Here is a 21,352-nt window from a genome sequence, read left to right as displayed (position 1 = left end):
AACACAATAACGGCTGATAAGGTTGTCTTAAATGTTTGCCTATCTTTTGCCGCAACGCTGATGATCTTGCTAAGAATAACGACTTACGGACAATAGATAAGGCTAATTATCCATAAGACGAGTTAATGATGATAAATAGAGGTGTATTTTACGAATATTAAAGACGCTTGAATAGTTTTTTTTAAGTGCTTAGCATGCCTTTGGATCTATAAAATTTAAGACTGATTGACCTGATCCCATGCCATCCCAAACATATCTGAGACCAGCTCTTTACCCATGGGCGCATAAGGCAGTAATTCAGGCGCGAGCACTGAGGTTTCCCACTGCGGCATTTGTACCAACAATGGCGCGCTGACGCTAAGCACCACCAAAACCATAAGCACGTTTTTTGCCGCGCCAAGTACCCCGCCCGCCATTTTATCAAGGACGCCAAGACGTAAGGTTTTAAGTACGCCAGAAAACACAAACGCAACCAGATGCATAATGGCTAAAATAGCAATCACAATCACTAAAAACGCCAGCGCCATTTGTAAAACAGGATTCTCTACCATACTTGATAATTGCGGCGCGACCGAACCTGCCAGACGCGTGGCAGCAATAAGTGCGATAAACCAACCGACTAAACCGACAGCTGTCTTAATCAGACCTACCTGAAAACCACGCCATAAGCCAATCAGGACAACCACAGCAATTACAATATCTAAACCACTCATGTTTATCGCCTCATTTGCATCTTATTTGGTGTACTTCAGTGAAGGTGAAAAGCTTGCAGTTTTAACAATCTTAACCTTCCATCGCATCGTAATAGCCACCGATAGATTGAATGCAAGACTGTACCAGTCCCGGCCCTTTATAGATAAGTCCTGAATATAGCTGCACCAAATCTGCACCTGCTTCAATTTTTTTGACGGCTTTGTCACCGCTATCGATACCACCAACGCCAATCAACGTGACCTTACCACCCAACTGGTCAGAGAATTGTTGTAGAATTTGCGTACTAATGTGGCTGACCGGACGACCGGATAAGCCGCCTGCTTGCTCACCATCGGGCAAATCTTCGACACCCACGCGGCTCAACGTGGTATTGGTGGCAATCAAACCATCAATCTCAAAGTCCAGCAACTGCTTAGAGATGTAATCCACTTGTAATGGCTCTAAATCGGGAGCGACTTTTAATACCAATGGTACATAAAAACCATATTCGGTTGCCAGCTGATTGTGGCGATTTTTAATGGTAGCTAATAATTGGGTTAACGCTTCACCGCTTTGTAGGTCGCGCAAATTTTTGGTATTCGGCGAGGAGATATTGACCGTAATATAAGACGCATGCGGATAGACACGCTCTAAGCAATAGACATAATCATCAGCCGCATTTTCAACCGGAGTCGCAGCATTTTTACCAATATTGATACCGATATTGCCTTGGTATTTACAGCGTTTGACGTTTTCAATCAGGTAATCAACGCCTTCGTTATTAAAACCCATGCGGTTAATAATGGCATCGGCTTGTTTGATTCTAAATAGTCTTGGTTTGTCATTGCCGACTTGCGGCTTTGGCGTGACAGTACCCACTTCGATAAAACCAAAACCCAACTCTGCTAATGCATCGATATAATCGCCGTTTTTGTCCAAACCGGCGGCAAGCCCAACGGGATTGGCAAACTGCAAACCCATACAGTCGGTTGGCTGCATTGACTGACCATATACTAAGCCCAATACACGCGCTTTATGAGCTTTATCTAATAAAGATAAGGTCATCTCATGAGCGTGCTCGGGGTCCATATTAAACAAAAAAGGGCGAAGTAAGGCGTAAGACATAGTAATGACAGACCCTGCTTGAAAAGAAATGATAAATAAGAAAAACGAATGCGGTCAAGCGCTGCGATTATATCAGCTTAACTGAAATAAGACCAAAGTTTCATCAGGAAAATTACGCCCTATCCTTCGAATAAATAAGCGTTAATACTGTTAATTGACTGATTTAACCTAGTAAAGAAACCCCTATCAGACAGCATTTTTATCCACATCTACCACTTATTGATATTCATATTCTCAGATTAAGGCACTGGGCGGCCATCAGCAAGCGCAATCCAACCGCGTACAATACGGTACAGATGCCAAATAAAAGTAAAGCCCATAATAACAAAACCTAAAATAGCCAATAATACTGAGCCGATGGCAATGTTGTTGGTTTCAGCGAACATACTGACACCAAAACCGCCTAAGGCAAAGGTGACAATAAGCACCCCAATAACGAATAGGACAATGCTGTACCAAAATGTCTTGATTTGCCAATCAAAATGGGTGGCAAGCCAAGTACCATCAGCATCACGGCGTTTGGCATAGTTCATAAAGATAGGCACAATCCACAATAGCCCAGCGGTAAAGTAGCTGAGCACATAAAGCAAATAGGTAATATGGTTATATGTCGTCAAAGAGCGGCGTTTATCATCACTCATCGTATTATTAGAATTATTTATCATGCTGTCACTCGTTATATTCTGTGGTCTGTAGTTATTTTTATTGTGGCAAATTATCAGGTTTTCAATGTGGTAATTGTTAAAGCGTTAACGTGGTTAATTATTTTTCTTACATAATTGACTAAAAATATTAAGAAGTCACGGTCGCCTGTACTTGAATGGCTTTAGTCACCAAATCTTGCTGCATCGACAGTTGAGTAAATTGCCAACCTTGCTGCTCAAGATTACTCAGCGCCCCGCTCACCACCGCTTGGCTTGGATGGGTAAAGCTCAGCTGCACCGCATCGCCTGCTGCAATGATCTGCGCATCAGCAATCCCTGAGTTATTTAACAGCGCACTGATACGGCTAGCCGGCGGCATCGCTTCAGCGCCATCTGCTGAATTGGTAGCATTTAACGCATTGCTATCAATATTACCAGCCTGGGCACGCAACCAAAAATAGTCAGCAACCTGCTCTTGATACTCATTTTTGCTCGCTTTTGCTGCTTGATGGACGCTATAGCCGCCATAGCCACCGACAAATAACAGCAAAAATGCCGACAATAGCAGTAAGGCTAATTGGTCACGCGCAGACAATGCTTGCCAACGTGTCATTAAGATACTTTGATAGCTACTCATCCGCGTTGATAAAGCACCACTTCGAGGGCGAGGGTTAGTAGCAGTAGTGCTGCGTTTGGCGAGGCGCTGTAATCTTTTCATGGTTACCCTTTATTGCTGACGCTGCTATTGTTTGCTACCACATCAACGGTCACTTGACCGCTAAACTGCCCTTGCTCATTGCCATTGACTTGTTCCAGCTTAGCATTTAAGCCTTGGGCGACAAGCGTATTGGTAAATTGATCAAGACTGCCGCGGTCTGGTGCAATCAGCGTAAAGCTGAGCGCAGTTGGCTGCATGATTAACGCCTGCGCTCGTAATGACGACTGTTTAATCAGCGGTGATATACGTGCCAATACCGCTATGTGAGAATCAGGCGCTTGGCTATCACTACGCAGTTTTGGTTGCAATTGCACTTGTAGCTTTGTGCGCGTACTAAGTGGCTCATTTGGAAACCAAGACTGATACTGACTCGCAATCTCGGTTTTGGTCGCCGCTGCCGCCGTCTTATATTGATACCACTGCACCCCATCGGTTGCCATCTGCAATATCAGTGCTGACAGCGCTACCATCATCGCCACCCGCAGATATGGTGATAATTGCGAATCGGTCGATTTAATAAAAAAGTTCAGCGCATGACGTTCAGGAATTTCAAGCGGTTTAGGCGCAACTGGTAGCGTGGTTAATAATAATTGATGCTCGGCAATCATTGCCATCGTTTGAGAAGATGCTTTGACGGTAGTTTCATGCTTGGTTAAATCCATATCATCGAACGCAGGCTCATTAACCCTATCAGCCACGTGGCTAGAATCTACAAAAGCATCATCAATAGCTGGCAATAGCAACACTTCGCTTAAATGCGGAAAACGCTCAAAAATTAAAGGCAGATAACTGACCGCCATGCCTTGATGTAAGGATTGGCGTAGCAGCATGGTTTGCTGATCTTGGTACAATACAATCTGCTGACCTGCACCCTCTTCTGGCGTTGGCAGTAATAAAAAATCAGGCAATAATGCTACGATGTTCATGCCAGCAAGCTTGGCGCTTTGCTGCCATGCTTCGATATCGCTTTGAGCCAAAGCATAGAGATGATGGCTGGTATTTTCAGTCACTTGGCGAATGGCTAATTGTTCAACCGGCGTCAGAGAAGTTTCTTCAAATAAATACTGCTTACCGCTCATACCTAATTGTTTAAGCTGAGCCGTATTTAGCTCAGACTCTACTTGTAAGACATGGCTTGATGGGAAATACAGACAAACCGATTTTTGGCTATTGGTTTTATAGCTACCATAGATATCATGTAGCTGTTGCCAGCCGTCGACCAATTGCCATTGCTTTATGTCTTCGTGCCAGACCGCTAGAGGACTGTGCTGCGCTCTTAACCAAACATGTAACACCAAATGTGTCCTTAATTATCAAAGCTGTTGTTTAGAGTCATTGCTTTGCTTATTGAAGCTGTCATTTATTAAAGCTATGGTCTAGCAAGCATTTAAATGTCTTATGAGCGTGTGTATGATTGATACTAATAAGGTTGTTCTGGAACAAAGCGGTCTATCTCGGTTGCCATACCCGCCAGCACAAAATCCATCTCAAACACGCGCGCTTCTGCTAAAGCAAACGATTCAGGGTAATCACCCGTCAGCAGGCCAGCGATATGAGCAACAATAGACATATGACAGACAACCACCAGACACTCCGTTTCAACATTACCAATGTCGATGAGCGCCTGATGGGCATCGTCGGACGGCGTGATATTATCTTGTATTTGTGAGGGCACGTTAGGAGCGCGTAACTGTAATGCTGCCAGCGTCTGCTGCGCCCGCTTATAAGGGCTCACAACAAAACAATCAGGTTGATAATGAGTGGTAATATATTCTGCCGTTTCCGCCGCTTGTTTCTGACCAAAATCTGTCAACTGCCGTGCACTGTCTGGGTGCGTCCCATCTTCTGCTTGACCATGACGTACTAAGATAATTTTCATAATCTTAACCACCTTGTGTGTTACGTTTACCTGACTATTTTGATGATAAAGTAATGTTAACAATGAAATAGCTACATTCTGCTAAACGCTTTACTTATTTTCGTCTTTTTTATGCTTAGTCTTGCTTGCTGTTTGCATTTGCGCCGTTAGTGCCGCATTACTATGGTCATGCTCCATGACAAACTCAACATCACTACGGAAGCCCGCTTCCATAAGATGTAAGGCGACACCAAGCGCGGCTTTGTCTTCATAAATGACTGCATGAAGCGCATGGGTAATCGGCATATAAATGCCTTCTTTGGTGGCTTTTTCATGTACCTGCTGAATGGTGTTGACGCCTTCAGCGGTTTGACCCAATTTTTTGACCGCCGCATCAATGGTCATACCGCGACCGAGCATATTACCAATACGGTAATTGCGGCTCAGCTCTGAGCTACAAGTGGCATATAAATCACCGACACCCGACAGACCTAAAAAGGTCAGCGGATTGGCACCGGCATGGACACCAAAACGGCTCATTTCCGCTAAACCGCGCGTTAATATCATGGCTTTGGTATTTTCACCGACTTCATAAGCTGCCGCCATTCCCATGGCAATGGCATAAATATTTTTTAGCGCGCCACCAAGCTCAACACCGCGAACATCGTCACTGGCAAACACTCTAAAGAAAGCACTATGTAATGCTGCTTGTACCGCATGGCGTAGTGGCTCAGAGTCACTGGCAATGACCGTAGCAGACGGCATATTTTTCATGATTTCAATGGCGAGATTTGGCCCTGACATCACGCCAAAGTTCACTTCCGGCAGCTCATCTTTAATAATATCACTCATCAAAGCAAAGGTATCTTTTTCCATACCCTTGGTCAAAGAGACAATAGATTGCCCGCTAATAAAGGGCGCGATACTTTTTAGAGTTTCGCGAAACGCGAGACCTGGGACAGCAATGAACACAATATCGGTATCTTTGACCGCCGCTTGCAAATCGTGGCTGTATTTGAGGCGATTATCAAGCTTATAACCGGGCAGATATTTTTTATTGGTCTGCGTCTTTGCCATAGCCTTAACAGTACGTTTATTGCGTACCCACAGCGTGGTATCACAGCCATTGCGGGCAGCCAAGTTTGCCATTGCCGTACCAAAGCTACCGCCACCTAAAAATGCCAAACGCAGCTTGGTTGGATTGTTATGGATTTCTGCCATGTTTTTTGCCACCGCAGACTCAACCGCGCTAGGATTTAACTTCTTACGCCCTAGCCCAGATTTGGTGGCACGCTCAATGATACTGGATAGCAAACTGTTTTGTTTTTCAGCACCTTGATTGTCTGTTTGACTGTCCTTTATATTTGCATCTGTCTTTTTATCATTAGCGCTGGTCATATTATTTTATCCGTATTGACTGACTGAATTATGAATAGAATTTGTGCCGAGTATACAGTGAGATTGAGGGTATGTTTCAACAATTATTGATATAGAACCGTTATTTTATTGAAATAACGTGACCAGTTTGGTCATTGTTTTGCTTTGCTGTATCACGTTATAGCAACGCTTACTATTTTGAAACATCGCCGTAATCATAGACCTGTCTGGACGCTATGACTCAAAACGCAGTAATGCCTCAATATCAATCGGCTTGCGCGTGGGCATATCGCATGGACTGCTGCCAGTATAAACAAAAGCCGTAACATAATCATTTGCGCCAACGCCAAAATAAGCTTTAACGGCAGGCTCATTGGCCAATAAGCCCGTACGCCAAACCGTACTAAAACCTTGAGCTTGTAACGCTAAAATAAGATTTTGTACTGCCGCGCCAGCACTGAGCATTTGCTCAAAAGGTGGCACTTTTTTATGCACTTGCATATGGGTAACGACCGTAATAATAACCGGCGCACGCAGTGGCATATTGTAGGTTTTCTTGCGTGATTTCTCAGACAGCTCTTCGCCCGCTTGCGCCGCTTGTGCTTCAGCAGCCGCTAAAAAGGCCCGGCCCAAGTCATGACGCGCATTACCTTGAGTGACGATAAAGCGCCATGGCCGCAGTTTTTTATGATCAGGAGCGGTAATCGCACAGTCAATAGCTGCTTTAATCTGAGACTCTGTCGGTGCCGGAATGCTCAGATTGCCGATGCTACGTCTTGATTTAATCCAGTTAATCAGCTGTTCATTGGTTACTTGCGCGTTTACCCCTCTCGGGCTTTCGGCTTGATTTTCTTCGCTATTACTGTTCAGTTCGTTACCGTTATCCATATTATTTTCAGAACTATTCATATTTTATCCTTATTTATTATTATGCAACTGCATTAGCGATATGCCTTACGCCGCTTCTGAGCCTTCGATGCGATGATCCATGCGCAAATAGTCCTCTGACTGCATTTCAAGCAGGCGTGAACGTGTACGCTCAATCTCAAAGGCCAATTTTTGTCCTTGATAAAGCTCGAGAATTGGCTGCTCTGCTCTTACCAATAGTTTGACGCGGCGATCATAAAACTCATCAACCAGATAAATAAAACGGCGGGTCGGATCACGCAAATCATCATCTAAAGCGGGCACAGAATTGATTAACACCGTGCTAAATTCTTTGGCAATTTGGATAAAATCAGACGCTGAGCGCGGCTCCATACATAAATGACGGAAGTCACAAAATAAAATATCTTCGGTACGGGCATTGATTTTGATTTCGCGACCATTGATGGTAATAGGCGCGTTGCTGATTTTTTGATTATTAGACAAGCTAGCGAAACGGTTGGCAAGCCAGTGATGATTGGCCTTAGTCAACGGCGACTCATATAACTCCGCTTGCTGTAAGACACGTAGGCGATAATCAATACCAGAATCAATATTCATCACTGTGGTGTGACGCTCAACTTCGGCGATAGCTGGCATAAAGCGATCACGGTGTAGACCATCTTTATAAAGCCCTGCTGGTTCAATGTTTGATGTGGCGACCAAAGTCACGCCGCGATTAAATAGCATGGTAAACAAATCACCCAAAATCATCGCATCTGAGACGTTGGAGACAAAAAACTCATCAAAACAAATAATCACTGCTTCTGCATAAATGATATCCGCGACTTTTTCTAGCGGATCGCTTTGACCTTGTAGATTATTTAATTCTTGATGGACGCGCTGCATAAAGTGGTGAAAATGCTGGCGCATCTTACGCTCAATGGTCAAAGAGTCGTAAAACATATCCATCATCCATGTTTTACCGCGTCCTACCCCGCCCCACATATATAAGCCTTTGGGCGCAGCGGGTTTTGATTTTAAAAAGCTAAAAAAGCCTTTTTTTTGTGCCACGCTATCATTGAGCTGATGATACAACCCATCTAAATAGCTCATTGCCTGATATTGCTGCTCATCTCGAGTAAACTCATCAGTGCTAATGGCCTGCTCATAACGTTGCAAGGGAGATAAACTCATAATACGACTCATCATTAGACAAAATAAATATAAAAAACTAAAAGCATTGTTAGCTAAACGGGCTGACAATGCTTTTAGTGCGAATCTTTAGACCCAAAACTATGCCCTTCCAACAAACCTTTTAGCTCAGATAAACGTCCGTGGAAAAAGTGCCCAGCGCCATCAACGATACTAACCGGCAGTCCGAGACGCTCAGCAAACTCCTGCATGCTAGCAGGCGCAACCACATTGTCTTCATTGCCATATATCTCAAAGGTTTTCTCAATCGGTAAGCTCAAATCATCGGTGGCGTTTTTTTCAACGGAGGGTGCGATAAGAGCAACGTTTGCTATTTCAAAATCACTCAATCCCCAAATGTGTGGCGATACCATGATTTGCTCAGCGACGCGCGCTATCACATAACCACCAAAGGAGAAGCCACCTAGCCATAGCTTACGAGCGTTGGTTTGCTCTGCAATCCATTGTAGCACGGTCATCGCATCGACTACCTCTCCATCTGCGTAGTCGTGCTCGCCGGTTGACTGGCCGACGCCGCGAAAGTTAAAACGTACCACATGCATGCCGCTATCACGCGCAAAACGATACATGGTCGTGACCACTTTATTGTTCATTGTGCCTTCAAATAACGGATTGGGATGACAAAGCAGCGCCACTGTATCGGTATTCGCATCTTTAGGATTGTCTTGTTGCCATAGCGCGTCGACTTCGAGCACGCCAGCAGGAGCAGGAATCAGTTGCATAAATTTACTTATTGGTTAAAAGTGAATACCCCAATTATCCTAGATATGGTTTATATTTCAAGTAATTTGCTGTGTACCTGCAACGTTGCACACAATAACCGCCTAGACACTCCTTGTCGCAATACGTTAGATTCATACAAGTTGTCGAGTAATATATTGAACTTATAGGAAAAAGGAAACTATTATGAATATTTTTAATAAAACCGCTACTTTAACAGCAACACTGGCTTCGGCTCTGGCTTTGAGTGCCTGTCAAAGCACGCCTTCTTCACCGGTGATTCAGCGCGCTAACTCGATTTATGAAACCACGGGCATCGCTGAGAGCAAAGTCAAAGCTCAGCAAAATGCAATAGACAGTGCGCAAAAAACCTGTGGAAGAAAACAAGTGATTATCGTTGATGACAAAGTAAAATATAACGGTATTTTAAATGAGCAAACGGGTCGTATGGTCGGACAAGCAGGCGCGGTCATCGGTTCAATCTTTGGGACGGGCACGCCAGATTTATCACGTAAAGATGATTATGAGTATATGATTAATTTTCGTTGCCAATAAAAAATGATAATTTAACAAAGCTCTTAGCCAATAAGTTTGCGAGATAGCTATTATATTCATCTATATTTATCGCGGCTTATTGGCTTTACTTTTTGTCGCGGCACTTTTGGGGTAAACTATCCTGTCTGGTCTTTTATACCTGCAACCTTTACTTTGATGAGTTAATCTAACGCCGTCAGTCTTTCAGCCTCGCTTACCTTTGGTCTCCTCTTATGCGCAAACCCAATCTAGCAAATATGAAACAAGTCAGCTCCAAAAAAGACAAAGTATTGGTACCTGCCAAAGATTTAGCGACCTTGGAGGCGGAACTGGCGGAGCAAGAAAACAGTCTGGAAGTCAGTTTAGAAGATACGGTTTTGCGCCTAAGTGATTACTTATCGGCGGTCGATATGGTCATCAAACAGACCTTTAATCACCGCGTATGGGTAAAAGCTGAGATTCGCAACCTATCAAGTAAAAGTGGGCATTATTACTTTGAGCTAGCAGAAAAAGATGACGACGGCAAAGTTATTGCCAGCTGCCGTGGTAATCTTTGGCGCTTTAAAGCGGCGCGCGTCTTAGCAAAGTTTGAGCGCGCAACTGGCATGCCGCTTGACCGTGATTTGACCGTCTTACTCAAAGTATCGGCAGGCTTTCATGCACAATACGGTTTCTCACTGACGATTGAAGATATTGACCCAAGCTACACTTTAGGCGACTTGGCACGGCAATATGCGGAGATGGTCGACCGCTTGACGGGCGAAGGCTTATTAAACCTAAATCAGCAGCTACCCCCCCCATTTGATATCGAGCATGTCTTAGTCATTGCCCCTGAAAAAGCGGCGGGATTGGGCGATTTTCAAGCCGATGCGGACCGCTTAGCTCGTACAGGTGCCTGTCATTTTCATTATCATCACGCCACCTTTCAGGGCAATCACGCACCAAGCGAAATCCGTCAAGCTATCGTCAGCGCCCAGCAGCAATTTTATGACACCTATCAGCGCCTGCCAGATTTGTTAGTCATTATCCGTGGCGGTGGCGCCGTTGGTGATTTAGCATATCTCAATGATTACGAGCTTGCCGCTCTTGTTGCCGAGCAACCTATCCCTGTCTGGGTTGGTATCGGTCATGAGCGTGATAAAGTGATTTTAGATGAAGTGGCGCATAGCAGCTTTGATACACCATCAAAAGTGATTGCTGCTATCATGACGCATTTGGCCCAGCTCGTCACGCAAACCCTGCAATACCAAGCGCAAATCAAACAAGCAGCGCAGCGTCAACTGAATATCGCTGAGCAACAAACGTCACGCCAGTTGAGTCACATTCAGTCGCAAACGATTGGTCAACTGACCGCCCTGCAAAAAGACAGTGATTATGCTTGGCAGAGTATTCAGCAAAGTGCCCAGCGCCAAGTCAAACAAGCAGCCAGACGAACCAGTGAGCTGCGAGTCCAAACTCAAAATTCTGCTTATCAGCAATTAACCATTGCATCAAGTTATAGCCAAAACCAAAAAAAGACGATTATACATAATGCCCAGCAGCAGTTGCTACAAGCACGACGTGATAGCGAATATCTGCGCGATATTGTGCTCTTGCATCGTCCTTCTCGTGTGCTTAAGCAAGGCTATACCATGCTGACTGATGCAAAAGATAAAAAAATACTAACCAGCAGTACGCAACTTTATGCTGAGCAAACGCTACATATCGTCTTAAAAGATGGTAAAGCAAAAGCACAGATTATTGATGTAAATATTGATAAGTAAGAAATACAACCTACCGCCCATTCAACTTAATCAAAGACTTTATTTTAAAGTTAGGAAACCTTATGACAACCCCTACTCGCAAACGTAAAAAAGCCGCCCCAAAGACCTTTAAGGCAGCTTATGATATTTTAAAAACCAATGCCGCTGAACTACAGCAACAAGACGAGCCTGATATCGATAATCTGATGACGACAGTGGAAGAGTCGATTGCCGCTTATCGTGTTTGCGAAACTCGTATTAATGCCGTGCAGCAAGCATTAGATGCCGCTTTCGCCGAAGAAGATAGCATCGAGAAAAGCGACATTTAAGTTAAACCAATTTTACTCTGGCTCATCGACTTCAAAGACTTGGCGCAAATAGGCAAGATAGGTATCATTATTGATCATGGTCTTGCCTGGGCTGTCTGACAATTTGGCAACCGGCTGCCCATTGCACTCAACCAATTTTAGGACGATATTAATCGGGGTGATACCCATATCGTTGGTCAAATTGGTGCCAATGCCAAAGCTGGTTCTTATTTGACCTTTAAAATATTGATGTAAATTCCACGCCTTATTTAAATCCAATCCATCACTAAAGGTCAAAATCTTGGTTCTTGGGTCTATTTTTAATTTCTTATAATGCGCAATGGCCTTATCACCCCAAACATACGGGTCGCCGCTGTCATGACGCAGACCATCGAACAGCTTGGCAAAATACAAATCAAAGTCGCGTAAAAATGCATCCATCCCAACGACGTCGGTCAGCGCAATACCCAAATCACCACGATATTCATGTACCCACGCTTCAAGTGCCGCTTTTTGTGAATCACGCAAACGCACATCCAATGCCTGAAATGCCTGCATAAACTCATGTGCCATCGTTCCTATCGGCGTCATGCCGAGTTTTTTTGCTAAATAAACGTTTGATGTACCGCTAACGATTTTCGGTTCAGCGTTATGTAAAGTCTCAACCACATGCGCTTGCCAGACTTTGCTAAAACGCCTACGAGTACCAAAATCAGCGACGATAAATGGCGGTGTATTATTATCATATTTTTCCTGCTTTACCGCATACTGATGCAATAACTCAACTTTTCCATCCAACCTGCGCTGCCCTTCCTCAATGACGCTGGCATTAGATAAAGCACTAAAATATAGCTCATTAACAATGGCTAAGACAAATACCTCAAAGAACATCGCTTGAATCATCGGCCCTTCGATGTCAATAAACAAGCGGCCTTTTTCGTCGGTGCTAACGGTGATAAAACGGCGTTTTAGCTTAAATAATTCTAGATAATCAACGAAGTCTGAACGCATAAAGCGCAATCCACGCAAATACTCCAGCTCATCTTCTAAGAATCGCAATTCACACAAGCTGTCTAGCTGTTGCTCTAAATCGTCTTTGATATCCGCCAAAGGATACAGCGTATCTTCGTTATTGCGGCAGCGAAAACGGTACACGCCATGTGTCTGCGGAAACTGATGCAGCATGGCTTGTAGCATGGTAAATTTATATAAGTCGTTATCCAATAACGAGGTAATAATAGGTTCAAAAGGTTTAGAAGTTTGAGTAACGGTCATGTTACAGCCTTAAATGCAAAAATGAAAAGCCGCTAAAAAATATAGCGACGAAATAGGTAGCAATAGTTATCAAGATGCCAAAGTTATCAAAATGTTAATAATAGAAAAGGTTCAGATTTTGAGTATAACGAAGTTTGCCCCGTTTTTCATAACTCAACGCTTATAACAGCAAAAATACAACGATAATAAACGTATTCATCCTTTTACTCTGACTTATAGGTTTGGAATAACAGCCATAAAAAAGACGCCAAGCATCAGCTTAACGTTTCTTTATGAGTTTAATCATCAATGTTAATCATTAAGGTTTTGCAGGCTTTAACAATTTTACCAACGGCCCATAGCCAGACTGTGGCATCACATCAACTGGGATAAACTGTAGTGCACCGCCATTAATACAATAGCGCAGTCCGCCGCGGTCTTTTGGGCCATCAGGGAATACATGCCCCAAATGCGAGTCTGCTACCCGTGAGCGAATCTCAGTACGCACCATGTTAAAGGCAGTATCCTCATGCTGAGTAATCACCTGTTTATCGATCGGCTTGGTGAAACTTGGCCAACCGCAGCCAGATTGGTATTTATCGGTGGATAAAAATAACGGCTCACCGCTCACCACATCGACGTAAATCCCTGGCGCAAATAAATTATCATACTCATGACTAAACGCACGTTCTGTCGCTGCCTCTTGAGTGATATTGTACTGGGCTTTGGTTAGGGTGTTTTTTAGCGCACCTTTATCAAAGTTTGTATAGCGTTTGGGATCTAAAGTTTCAGCAACCGTACTGACCGGTGCAAGCTTGGTTCGCGCAGTGCCTTCTGGTTTATCATCGGCAAGGCTTAAATCGACATGACAATAGCCATTTGGATTTTTTGCCAAATAATCTTGATGATACATCTCAGCCAGATAAAAGTTATCTAAAGGCTTATTTTCTACCACGACTTTTTGTTTATACTGGCTTTGGATACGTTTGAGCGCCGCATCAATCACCGCTTTGTCTGCTTTATCAGTGTAATAAACGCCCGAACGATACTGGACGCCGCGATCATTGCCTTGCTTATTGAGGCTGGTTGGATCTATCACGCGCAAGTAGTATTTCAAAATAGTATCGAGATCGGTTTTATCAGCATCGTAAGTAACCTTAACCGTTTCAACATGACCTGAACCACGAATCACTTGCTCATAGCTTGGATTGGCGGTATCACCATTGGCATAGCCTGAGACCGCATCGACGACCCCTTCGACACGCTCCATATAAGCTTCAACGCCCCAGAAGCAGCCACCTGCCAAGTAGATTGAGCGCGTATTAATCGCTTTGCCTTTATCGTTATAATAAACGCCATCTTTTTGCTTGATGGTTTCAATTTTACTGTTGTTATTCAATGCTTGGGCGTTTGCCGGTTTGGCATTACCCGCTTTTAGCTCGGCAAAGTCATTATTAGCATTTTCAGCAAGGGCATAGGCTTGCTCTGCTGATATATTTCCTTTTACTAAGTGCACTAAATTGCCTTTTTTATCGAGTATCGCCCAGCTTGGATACACTTGCACGCCAAGCTTATTAATCATCTCGCCTGAAGCGTCCGATAATACGGGTAGTTTAGGATAATCAGCTTGCACACCTGCATACCAAGTCCTGAAATCGCTCTCTGCTTTTTCATTAAGATGACCGGGACTGGCAACGGTAATAAGGTTTAAACCGGCAAACTTAGGATCGGTACGCCACTCTTCAGTTTCTGCAAGCGTGCCTAGACATAACGGGCACCAGCTTGCCCAAAACTTAATCAAAGTAGGTTTATTGGGGTCAATAACTGCCGCACCTGTGTTGCCCAAACCCTTGGTCAATTGCGGTAACGCTTGCATTTGCCCGAGCATGTCAGATGGCAGCATATCCCGTGAGCTTTTCACGCCGCTGTTTTGGCTACTGGCCTTAGCATTGCTCTTAGCATTGTTTTCTGCGCTACTCATTTGTCCGCAAGCAACCAAAATCCCTGCACTTAATACCGTCGTTACCCCAAAAGCACTGACGTTTTTTAACCAACGTGCAGCTGCTCGCGGTGACTGTGTCACTAAATCATGAGTGTTGCTGCCCTTATCAAAGCGATTGGTATTATGAGACTTATTATCTTGTTTATCAGGTAGCATGAAGAATCCTTTTCACAAAATCTTGCGAGCACCCGCTTAATGATTAATAGTTATTAAGCGTATTCAACAGCAATAAAGCAGAATGAATGTTAGTGAAAGCAAATAGATTGCGAGATATATGAAAATAAAAAGAATGACAAAGACATTAGACTATCTTAATAGTATACATAGCTAGTGGAGTCTACTTTAATAGTAAATAAGCGGTTGCTACACTTCTTTAACAACGCCGTAAGAGTAGTGATATACACAAGTGAGCACAAAGAAATGATGTGAGCAATTATTAATGGGCGATTATATTTATATGAGGATAAAATAATAAAAAATCAATATTACGAAACTAATCAATTACTTAATAAGACATTTAATAGTTAATATCAGTTAGGTTAAGAATATAAGGTAGTTAACTTTTAGCACCCATAAATTGCGCCACATAGTCATCAGCGGGATTATTGCGTAACTCAGTTGCGCTACCAGTTTGTACCAGCCGCCCACCATTTAAAATACTGATACGTTGACCAACTTTGACTGCTTCATCGATATCATGGGTAATAAAGACGATGGTTTTATTAAGCCGTTCTTGTAAATCAAGCAACTGGTCTTGTAGCTGCGCGCGAATAAGGGGATCAAGTGCGGAGAATGCCTCATCCATCAGTAAGATTGGATTGTCGGTTGCCAACGCCCGTGCCAGCCCTACCCTCTGCTGCATACCGCCAGATAATTCATCAGGATAGCTGCGTTCTAGATTGGGTAGCCCGACCTCATTGAGCCAATAACTTGCCACTTCATGGCGCTCCTTGGTACTCATTTTACGCACACGTAAACCGTAAGCGACGTTTTGTAGCACCGTCATATGAGGCACCAAACCAAAATGCTGAAACACCATACTGACCGTTTGCTGACGATAGTGCTGTAGCTCTTTATCATTGAGCGCTAGGATATTAATAGCAGAAGACTTTTCGTTTCTATCCGTTAATTGCTCTTCGCTTGCGACCGCTGAATTAGAGACGGTTCCCGCTGTGGATTCTTTCGCGTTAATAGCGGTATCAACCCAAATTTTGCCGCTGGTTGGGTCAATCAAACGATTGATATGGCGTATCAAGGTTGATTTACCAGAGCCTGACAAACCCATAATACAATGCAGCTCGCCCGCTTTAACGCTTAAATTGATATCATAAAGACCGACCGAATAGCCAGTCTGCTTTTTGACGGCAATGCTGTCCATACCTTCTGCCAATAATGCCAAGACCGACTGCGCTTGCGAGCTATTGGCATTATAAACCTTGCTGATATTTTCTAATTGAATATGGTTCATTGTGGCTCTCATTTTTTATTTTTATGATTCATCATTAACCAATCGGGCGTCTGCCCGCATCAATGGTTTTTGCCGCGCGCGTTTTCCTTGCCCAAAAGCCTGCGTTATACGATCAATAATAATGGCAACGATGACAATAGCAGTACCCGCTTGTAAGCCTTGACCGATATTGAGCGTTTGAATCGATTGCAACACATCTTCACCAAGACCCGGCGCGCCAATCATAGAAGCCAGCACCACCATAGACAGCGACATCATTACCGCTTGATTGATACCTGCCATGATGCTCGGCAGCGCCTGCGGCAATTTAATCCAAATCAGCAGTTGCAGATGCGTGCTACCAAATGAGCGCCCTGCTTCGACCATTTCATGATTAACTTGGGTAATTCCAAGTGTGGTCAGACGAATCAGCGGCGGCAAGGCATAAATAATGGTGGCAAATAGCGCAGCGCCTGTACCGGGGTGGACACTGTTAAAAGTCTTATCTAAACCGGTATTTTTTAATAAACGGGTATTAAAAATCTCACATGCCCATCCTGACGGACAGTTCATAAAGCGCGACTTACTCGGGTCTTCAGGATCTTTAAATAGCTCAGCGTATTTGGGCAAATCTTGATAACGACGCAGACCCGGATTTTCCTCTAGGACATATTTGGGCACATACCAACCTTGAGTCGCACCGCCCTCAAGCGTATCGCCAATAATGGACACCTTTTTGTCCTCGATCGCTTGCTCTAAAATCGGCGAGCGCCCTATCCACTGTTCGCCGATTACTTGGATATCATCTTGCAGCAGGGCATTTTCAAGCGCCGGACCAGCACCCGGTACCTCAGTCACTTGGCAGCCATAGCTGTTTTCAGTGATATATTTCAACACCCCAGTGGTAAATTGCCCACTCTCCCACGTAAGCGCGCCAAATTTAATCGGCGCATCACAACTTGATACAGCAGCAGATACGGGCAACGACAATATGAGTGAGCTTATTAACAATAAGCTAAAAGCAATCCATTGGCGCACGGCAGATCCTATTTATCGTTATTATTCTTGAAATTATCTCTAAGTTTAGTAAAGCTTATTTTTACACCTAAAGTCTGTTGTTTATTATTAATTTATTTACTTAGAGTGCGTCTAAAAAATAGCACCATTTTGTTTAGGTGGTCTACAAAATGTAGCGATTTATAGATAAGATGACAAATGCTCATTCATTCTAAAAAGCGGTTTTCAACTACTTATTTTGAATGTTCTGAAGGTAATGGATTAACTTTTAGATAAAAAATAGCACCTACCTGAGTAGATGCTATTTTTTATAACGCTACTTATTTAGAGCGTATTGTTATTTTAAGAACAGTGCCATGGCTTTTTTAAATACACCACCATACGGCGGCAATAAAATATTAAGACCATTGAGCTTCGATTGTATGAATACCGGCTTCATATGACTAAGACGCTCAAAACCCGCTTTGCCGTGATAAGCGCCCGTACCTGAGTGCCCAACCCCGCCGAACGGCAAGTCATGCTGCGCCACATGCATAATGACTTCATTGATACACAGACCGCCTGACACCGTATTGTTACGCACCTGATCTATCTCGCTGCTGTTGTCACCAAAGACATAAAGTGCCAACGGGCGTGGACGCTCATTGATAAAATCAATAGCATCATCGAGAGTGTCATAGTGCATCAAGGGCAAAATCGGCGCAAAAATCTCGTTTTGCATCAGCTCACTATCAGGCGCAGGCTCTTTGACAATCACTGGCGGCATCAGGCGGCTGTCGTGATCAGCATCTGCATCCGTCAACTGATGGATATGGTCCTCTTCTAGATCATCGAGATAGCCTTTGACGCGTTTAAACTGCTCGCCGTTGATGATGTGCGAGTAATCAGGATTGTCTGCAATATTGGGATAATGCTTTTCCATCCACTCTTTTGCCAGACGGGTAAATTCCTCATGATATTGACGTTGAACCAATACATAATCAGGCGCAATACAGGTTTGACCCGCATTAAGCGTTTTACCCATCATCACGCGATTAACAGCGTTTTCTAAATTAGCACCTTCTAAAACGACAACCGGCGACTTACCACCCAGCTCAAGGGTGACTGGCGTTAAGTTCGGTGCCGCCGCCGCCATGACTTTTTTGCCGACCGCAGTCGAGCCAGTATACAATAAATGGTCAAAAGGCAGTTTACTAAAGGCTTCGGCAATCTCAACTTCGCCAATCACCACAGAAACCATATCCGGTGAAAAATAACGCGAAATAGTTTCAGCAAAGGTTTGAGCAAATTGCGGTGCCGCCTCGCTCATCTTAATCATAATGCGATTGCCCGCTACCAGCGCATCAATCATCGGTCCGACTGCTAAAAATAGCGGGTAATTCCAAGGCACCATAATACCGACCACGCCAAGCGGCTGCGGCTGAATCTCATTATGAGCTGGCATATAAAGCGCTGAAATCGATACCCGCTGCGGCTTCATCCATTTTTTACCATTCTTTTTTGCATGGCTAATACCGGTAAAGCTTGGAAATAGCTCAGCAAACTGTGTTTCGGACTCACTGCGATAGCCAAAATCGGCACTAATCGCTTTGGCAAGTAGCGCTTGGTTGTCGCTTAGCATCACCTCTAAATTATCGAGTTGATTTTCACGCGTGGTCCAATCATTGATAGGCTGCGTGCGGCTCAGCTTTTGTAAGCGCGCAAATTGCGCTTGCATATCAGCGACCGTTTTAATGATACTAAGAGACTCATCTGCATTATGAGCATGATTTGGTTTTTGAGTTTGATTGGTTGGCGTAGGCTCATTTTGAGAGGGTGTATTTTGATTACTATCAGTCATTTGTCTTCCTTGTTATGAGCGTTAGAGTCAGTACGCTATTATCGATTTAGGACTCTGAATCTATGGTCGTTAAAATAAGCAGTCTCTAAAGTACGAAAAGCGCCTGAGATTCCATTCAATACTGCTAAACAGTATTTTATTCAATGCCGTTTAATGTAGCGCATTGTCCAATCAATGAACAGCACCTTTGATTGACTACTGGGTTTGTATGAAATACGTGTCAGGCAAGGGTTATATTGCCGCAATTTAACCGTAGTTTTAACGCAGCTCGGACAATTAATTCATAGATTAAATAGCGAAATTTAGATTTGGGCACAAAAGCTAAAACTGCTACACTAAATATCAATAAGAAGCCCCTTTTTTAATAACCAAAACATAAGACAATCACTCTCATGCAAAATACCGCGCAACCACTCAATGATATGCTGGTCAGCAAATCACTCTCAGCTGCTGATTACGTCCCTACCCTTGATGCTATGCTATCGCGTACGTTAGCACGTATCGCGCTCAAAAAAGAGCAAGGTCTACGCACGCCTGATGAGCTATGGATTGTCGATCACAATGATGTCTATACGCTTGGACAAGCCGGTAAAGAAGAGCATATCCTACAACGTACCAATACCCCGATTATCAAGACCGACCGCGGCGGTCAGGTGACATGGCACGGGCATGGACAGTTGGTTATCTATTGGTTGTTTGATTTGGAAAGTCTGGGCTGGAGTGTGCGTAACATGGTATCGCACGCCGAGCAAGCGATTGAAGATGTGGTCAATGACTGCCTAAAAAGCCACGCGTCTAATAGCAGTCTTATCAGCGCCCATGCCCGCCGCGATGCGCCCGGGGTTTATTTATATAGCCATCTGAATACTGCCAGCAATGACAAGGCTCAACCAGTCACTGAGCTTCCGATTGATGACGCCATTATGCTCGGTAAAATTGCCTCACTTGGCTTTAAAATCAAGCATGGTTTTAGTTATCATGGGGTCGCGATTAATTTAGATTGTGATTTATCGGCCTTTAATGCGATTAATCCGTGCGGCTATGCGGGCATGCAAATGTTACGACTGGCTGACTTTGCCGCCATGGATAAGCAAGCGCAGGATAAACAACTGGCAGCGCAGGCAGCAGAGCAATCTATGCCAGCAATGACCAACTGTTTAAGCTATGAACAAGTGACGCAAAAACTTATCGATAATATTGCCAAACGTCATGCTGGACATATCCAATTACGTGCCCTCGCTCCTAAATAGTTTTTAATTACTATTTTTGCATAATCCTTTTTTGCATAATATCGTGCACGCTTAGACTTAAGCATTGTGAGAAAATTTGAGTCAAACTTGTTATAATCGCAGGCGCACAAATTGGGCGCAGCAATAACCTTAGCGCGCCAACATCTAACCCTTTATCATTGAAGCATTCATAACAAAAGCACCTTGGAGCAATTTATGGCAGATTTTAATAAAATTTTGGACGCAGGCGACGTCGATGGTGGCATCATTAATGTGGTCGTAGAAATCCCAACTGGTAGCAGCCATAAAATTGAGTGGAATCGCGAATTGGCAGTTTTTGAGCTTGACCGTGTTGATCCACAGATTTTTGCTAAACCTTGTAACTATGGTTTTATCCCGCAAACCCTTGATGAAGATGGCGATGAGTTAGATGCGCTTATCATCACAGAACAGCCTTTGCCTACTGGCATTTTCTTAAAAGCGAAAGTTATCGGCGTGATGAAATTCGTTGATGATGGCGAAGTCGATGACAAAATCGTCGTCGTACCGGCTGACGACCGTGATACAGGCAATGCTTACAACAGCCTAGAAGACTTACCAAAGCAGCTGATCAACCAATTACAATTCCATTTTAGCCACTATAAAGACCTTAAAAAAGCCGGTACAACGGTGGTCGAATCTTGGGGTGACGTTGCAGAAGCTAAAGAAGTCATCAAAGAGTCTATCCAACGCTGGAAAGACCTATAAATTATCCTAGATAATTTA

Annotated in this window: 20 protein-coding genes; 5 read left to right on the top strand and 15 right to left on the bottom strand. The window is 43.8% G+C overall.

Annotation, left to right across the window (positions count from 1 at the left end):
• Positions 1-215: 215 nt before the first annotated feature.
• The 10 genes from FOR85_RS08865 to FOR85_RS08820 all read right to left on the bottom strand — a co-directional run bounded on the left by FOR85_RS08865 (position 216) and on the right by FOR85_RS08820 (position 9,216).
• Entirely contained in the window at positions 216-713 is a 498-nt protein-coding gene (locus tag FOR85_RS08865; protein ID WP_068408192.1) for a CvpA family protein, read from the bottom strand.
• Positions 714-783: 70 nt separating this feature from the next.
• Positions 784-1,818 carry a quinone-dependent dihydroorotate dehydrogenase gene (locus tag FOR85_RS08860; protein ID WP_144297631.1) on the bottom strand — a complete coding sequence of 345 codons (1,035 nt, stop codon included), beginning with the start codon at positions 1,816-1,818 and terminating at the stop codon, positions 784-786.
• A gap of 239 nt (positions 1,819-2,057) precedes the next feature.
• Positions 2,058-2,483: a hypothetical protein gene (locus FOR85_RS08855; RefSeq protein WP_144297630.1), complete on the bottom strand. Its 426-nt coding sequence runs from the start codon at positions 2,481-2,483 to the stop codon at positions 2,058-2,060.
• Positions 2,484-2,610: 127 nt separating this feature from the next.
• Positions 2,611-3,180 carry a type II secretion system protein GspM gene (gene gspM, locus FOR85_RS08850; RefSeq protein ID WP_144297629.1) on the bottom strand — a complete coding sequence of 190 codons (570 nt, stop codon included), beginning with the start codon at positions 3,178-3,180 and terminating at the stop codon, positions 2,611-2,613.
• 2 nt (positions 3,181-3,182) lie between these two features.
• A complete protein-coding gene (gspL, locus tag FOR85_RS08845) occupies positions 3,183-4,475 on the bottom strand; it encodes a type II secretion system protein GspL (RefSeq protein ID WP_144297628.1) in 1,293 nt (430 codons plus the stop codon).
• A gap of 125 nt (positions 4,476-4,600) precedes the next feature.
• Positions 4,601-5,059, bottom strand: coding sequence for a histidine phosphatase family protein (locus FOR85_RS08840; protein ID WP_144297627.1), 459 nt, complete (start codon positions 5,057-5,059; stop codon positions 4,601-4,603).
• A 90-nt stretch (positions 5,060-5,149) separates the two neighbouring features.
• Positions 5,150-6,436 (bottom strand): NAD(P)H-dependent glycerol-3-phosphate dehydrogenase, encoded by a 1,287-nt coding sequence (locus tag FOR85_RS08835; RefSeq protein WP_144297626.1) that lies wholly within the window; start codon positions 6,434-6,436, stop codon positions 5,150-5,152.
• 213 nt (positions 6,437-6,649) lie between these two features.
• On the bottom strand, positions 6,650-7,324 hold the full coding sequence (locus FOR85_RS08830; RefSeq protein WP_144297625.1) for a nitroreductase: 675 nt from the start codon (positions 7,322-7,324) through the stop codon (positions 6,650-6,652).
• Positions 7,325-7,369: 45 nt separating this feature from the next.
• Positions 7,370-8,476 (bottom strand): cell division protein ZapE, encoded by a 1,107-nt coding sequence (gene zapE, locus FOR85_RS08825; protein ID WP_144297624.1) that lies wholly within the window; start codon positions 8,474-8,476, stop codon positions 7,370-7,372.
• 74 nt (positions 8,477-8,550) lie between these two features.
• Entirely contained in the window at positions 8,551-9,216 is a 666-nt protein-coding gene (locus tag FOR85_RS08820) for an alpha/beta hydrolase (RefSeq protein ID WP_144297623.1), read from the bottom strand.
• Between the two features lie 184 nt (positions 9,217-9,400).
• Between FOR85_RS08820 and FOR85_RS08815 the strand changes: the two genes are divergently transcribed.
• The 3 genes from FOR85_RS08815 to xseB all read left to right on the top strand — a co-directional run bounded on the left by FOR85_RS08815 (position 9,401) and on the right by xseB (position 11,819).
• A complete protein-coding gene (locus tag FOR85_RS08815; RefSeq protein WP_144297622.1) occupies positions 9,401-9,769 on the top strand; it encodes a hypothetical protein in 369 nt (122 codons plus the stop codon).
• Positions 9,770-9,981: 212 nt separating this feature from the next.
• The gene (xseA, locus tag FOR85_RS08810; RefSeq protein WP_144297621.1) at positions 9,982-11,511 is read left to right on the top strand and encodes an exodeoxyribonuclease VII large subunit; all 1,530 of its coding nucleotides are present in this window, start codon (positions 9,982-9,984) and stop codon (positions 11,509-11,511) included.
• 62 nt (positions 11,512-11,573) lie between these two features.
• On the top strand, positions 11,574-11,819 hold the full coding sequence (gene xseB / locus FOR85_RS08805) for an exodeoxyribonuclease VII small subunit (protein WP_144297620.1): 246 nt from the start codon (positions 11,574-11,576) through the stop codon (positions 11,817-11,819).
• A 12-nt stretch (positions 11,820-11,831) separates the two neighbouring features.
• Here the strand turns inward: xseB and pncB are convergent, their stop codons facing one another.
• The 5 genes from pncB to FOR85_RS08780 all read right to left on the bottom strand — a co-directional run bounded on the left by pncB (position 11,832) and on the right by FOR85_RS08780 (position 19,358).
• Entirely contained in the window at positions 11,832-13,073 is a 1,242-nt protein-coding gene (pncB, locus tag FOR85_RS08800) for a nicotinate phosphoribosyltransferase (protein ID WP_144297619.1), read from the bottom strand.
• Positions 13,074-13,371: 298 nt separating this feature from the next.
• Complete coding sequence (msrAB, locus tag FOR85_RS08795) at positions 13,372-15,210, bottom strand: bifunctional peptide-methionine (S)-S-oxide reductase MsrA/peptide-methionine (R)-S-oxide reductase MsrB (RefSeq protein WP_144297618.1); 1,839 nt, start codon at positions 15,208-15,210, stop codon at positions 13,372-13,374.
• A 400-nt stretch (positions 15,211-15,610) separates the two neighbouring features.
• Positions 15,611-16,522 (bottom strand): ATP-binding cassette domain-containing protein, encoded by a 912-nt coding sequence (locus tag FOR85_RS08790; protein WP_144297617.1) that lies wholly within the window; start codon positions 16,520-16,522, stop codon positions 15,611-15,613.
• 21 nt (positions 16,523-16,543) lie between these two features.
• Complete coding sequence (locus tag FOR85_RS08785) at positions 16,544-17,506, bottom strand: glycine betaine ABC transporter substrate-binding protein (protein ID WP_373681950.1); 963 nt, start codon at positions 17,504-17,506, stop codon at positions 16,544-16,546.
• A 349-nt stretch (positions 17,507-17,855) separates the two neighbouring features.
• Positions 17,856-19,358 (bottom strand): coniferyl aldehyde dehydrogenase, encoded by a 1,503-nt coding sequence (locus FOR85_RS08780; RefSeq protein ID WP_144297616.1) that lies wholly within the window; start codon positions 19,356-19,358, stop codon positions 17,856-17,858.
• A 392-nt stretch (positions 19,359-19,750) separates the two neighbouring features.
• Between FOR85_RS08780 and FOR85_RS08775 the strand changes: the two genes are divergently transcribed.
• Complete coding sequence (locus FOR85_RS08775) at positions 19,751-20,608, top strand: octanoyltransferase (protein ID WP_144297615.1); 858 nt, start codon at positions 19,751-19,753, stop codon at positions 20,606-20,608.
• 195 nt (positions 20,609-20,803) lie between these two features.
• Positions 20,804-21,334 (top strand): inorganic diphosphatase, encoded by a 531-nt coding sequence (locus FOR85_RS08770; RefSeq protein WP_025651820.1) that lies wholly within the window; start codon positions 20,804-20,806, stop codon positions 21,332-21,334.
• The last annotated feature ends 18 nt before the right edge of the window (positions 21,335-21,352 follow it).

The sequence above is a fragment of the Psychrobacter sp. YGAH215 genome, assembly GCF_007280595.1.
Classification (GTDB): Bacteria; Pseudomonadota; Gammaproteobacteria; order Pseudomonadales; family Moraxellaceae; genus Psychrobacter; species Psychrobacter faecalis.
This window is presented reverse-complemented; position numbering and strand designations above follow the sequence as displayed.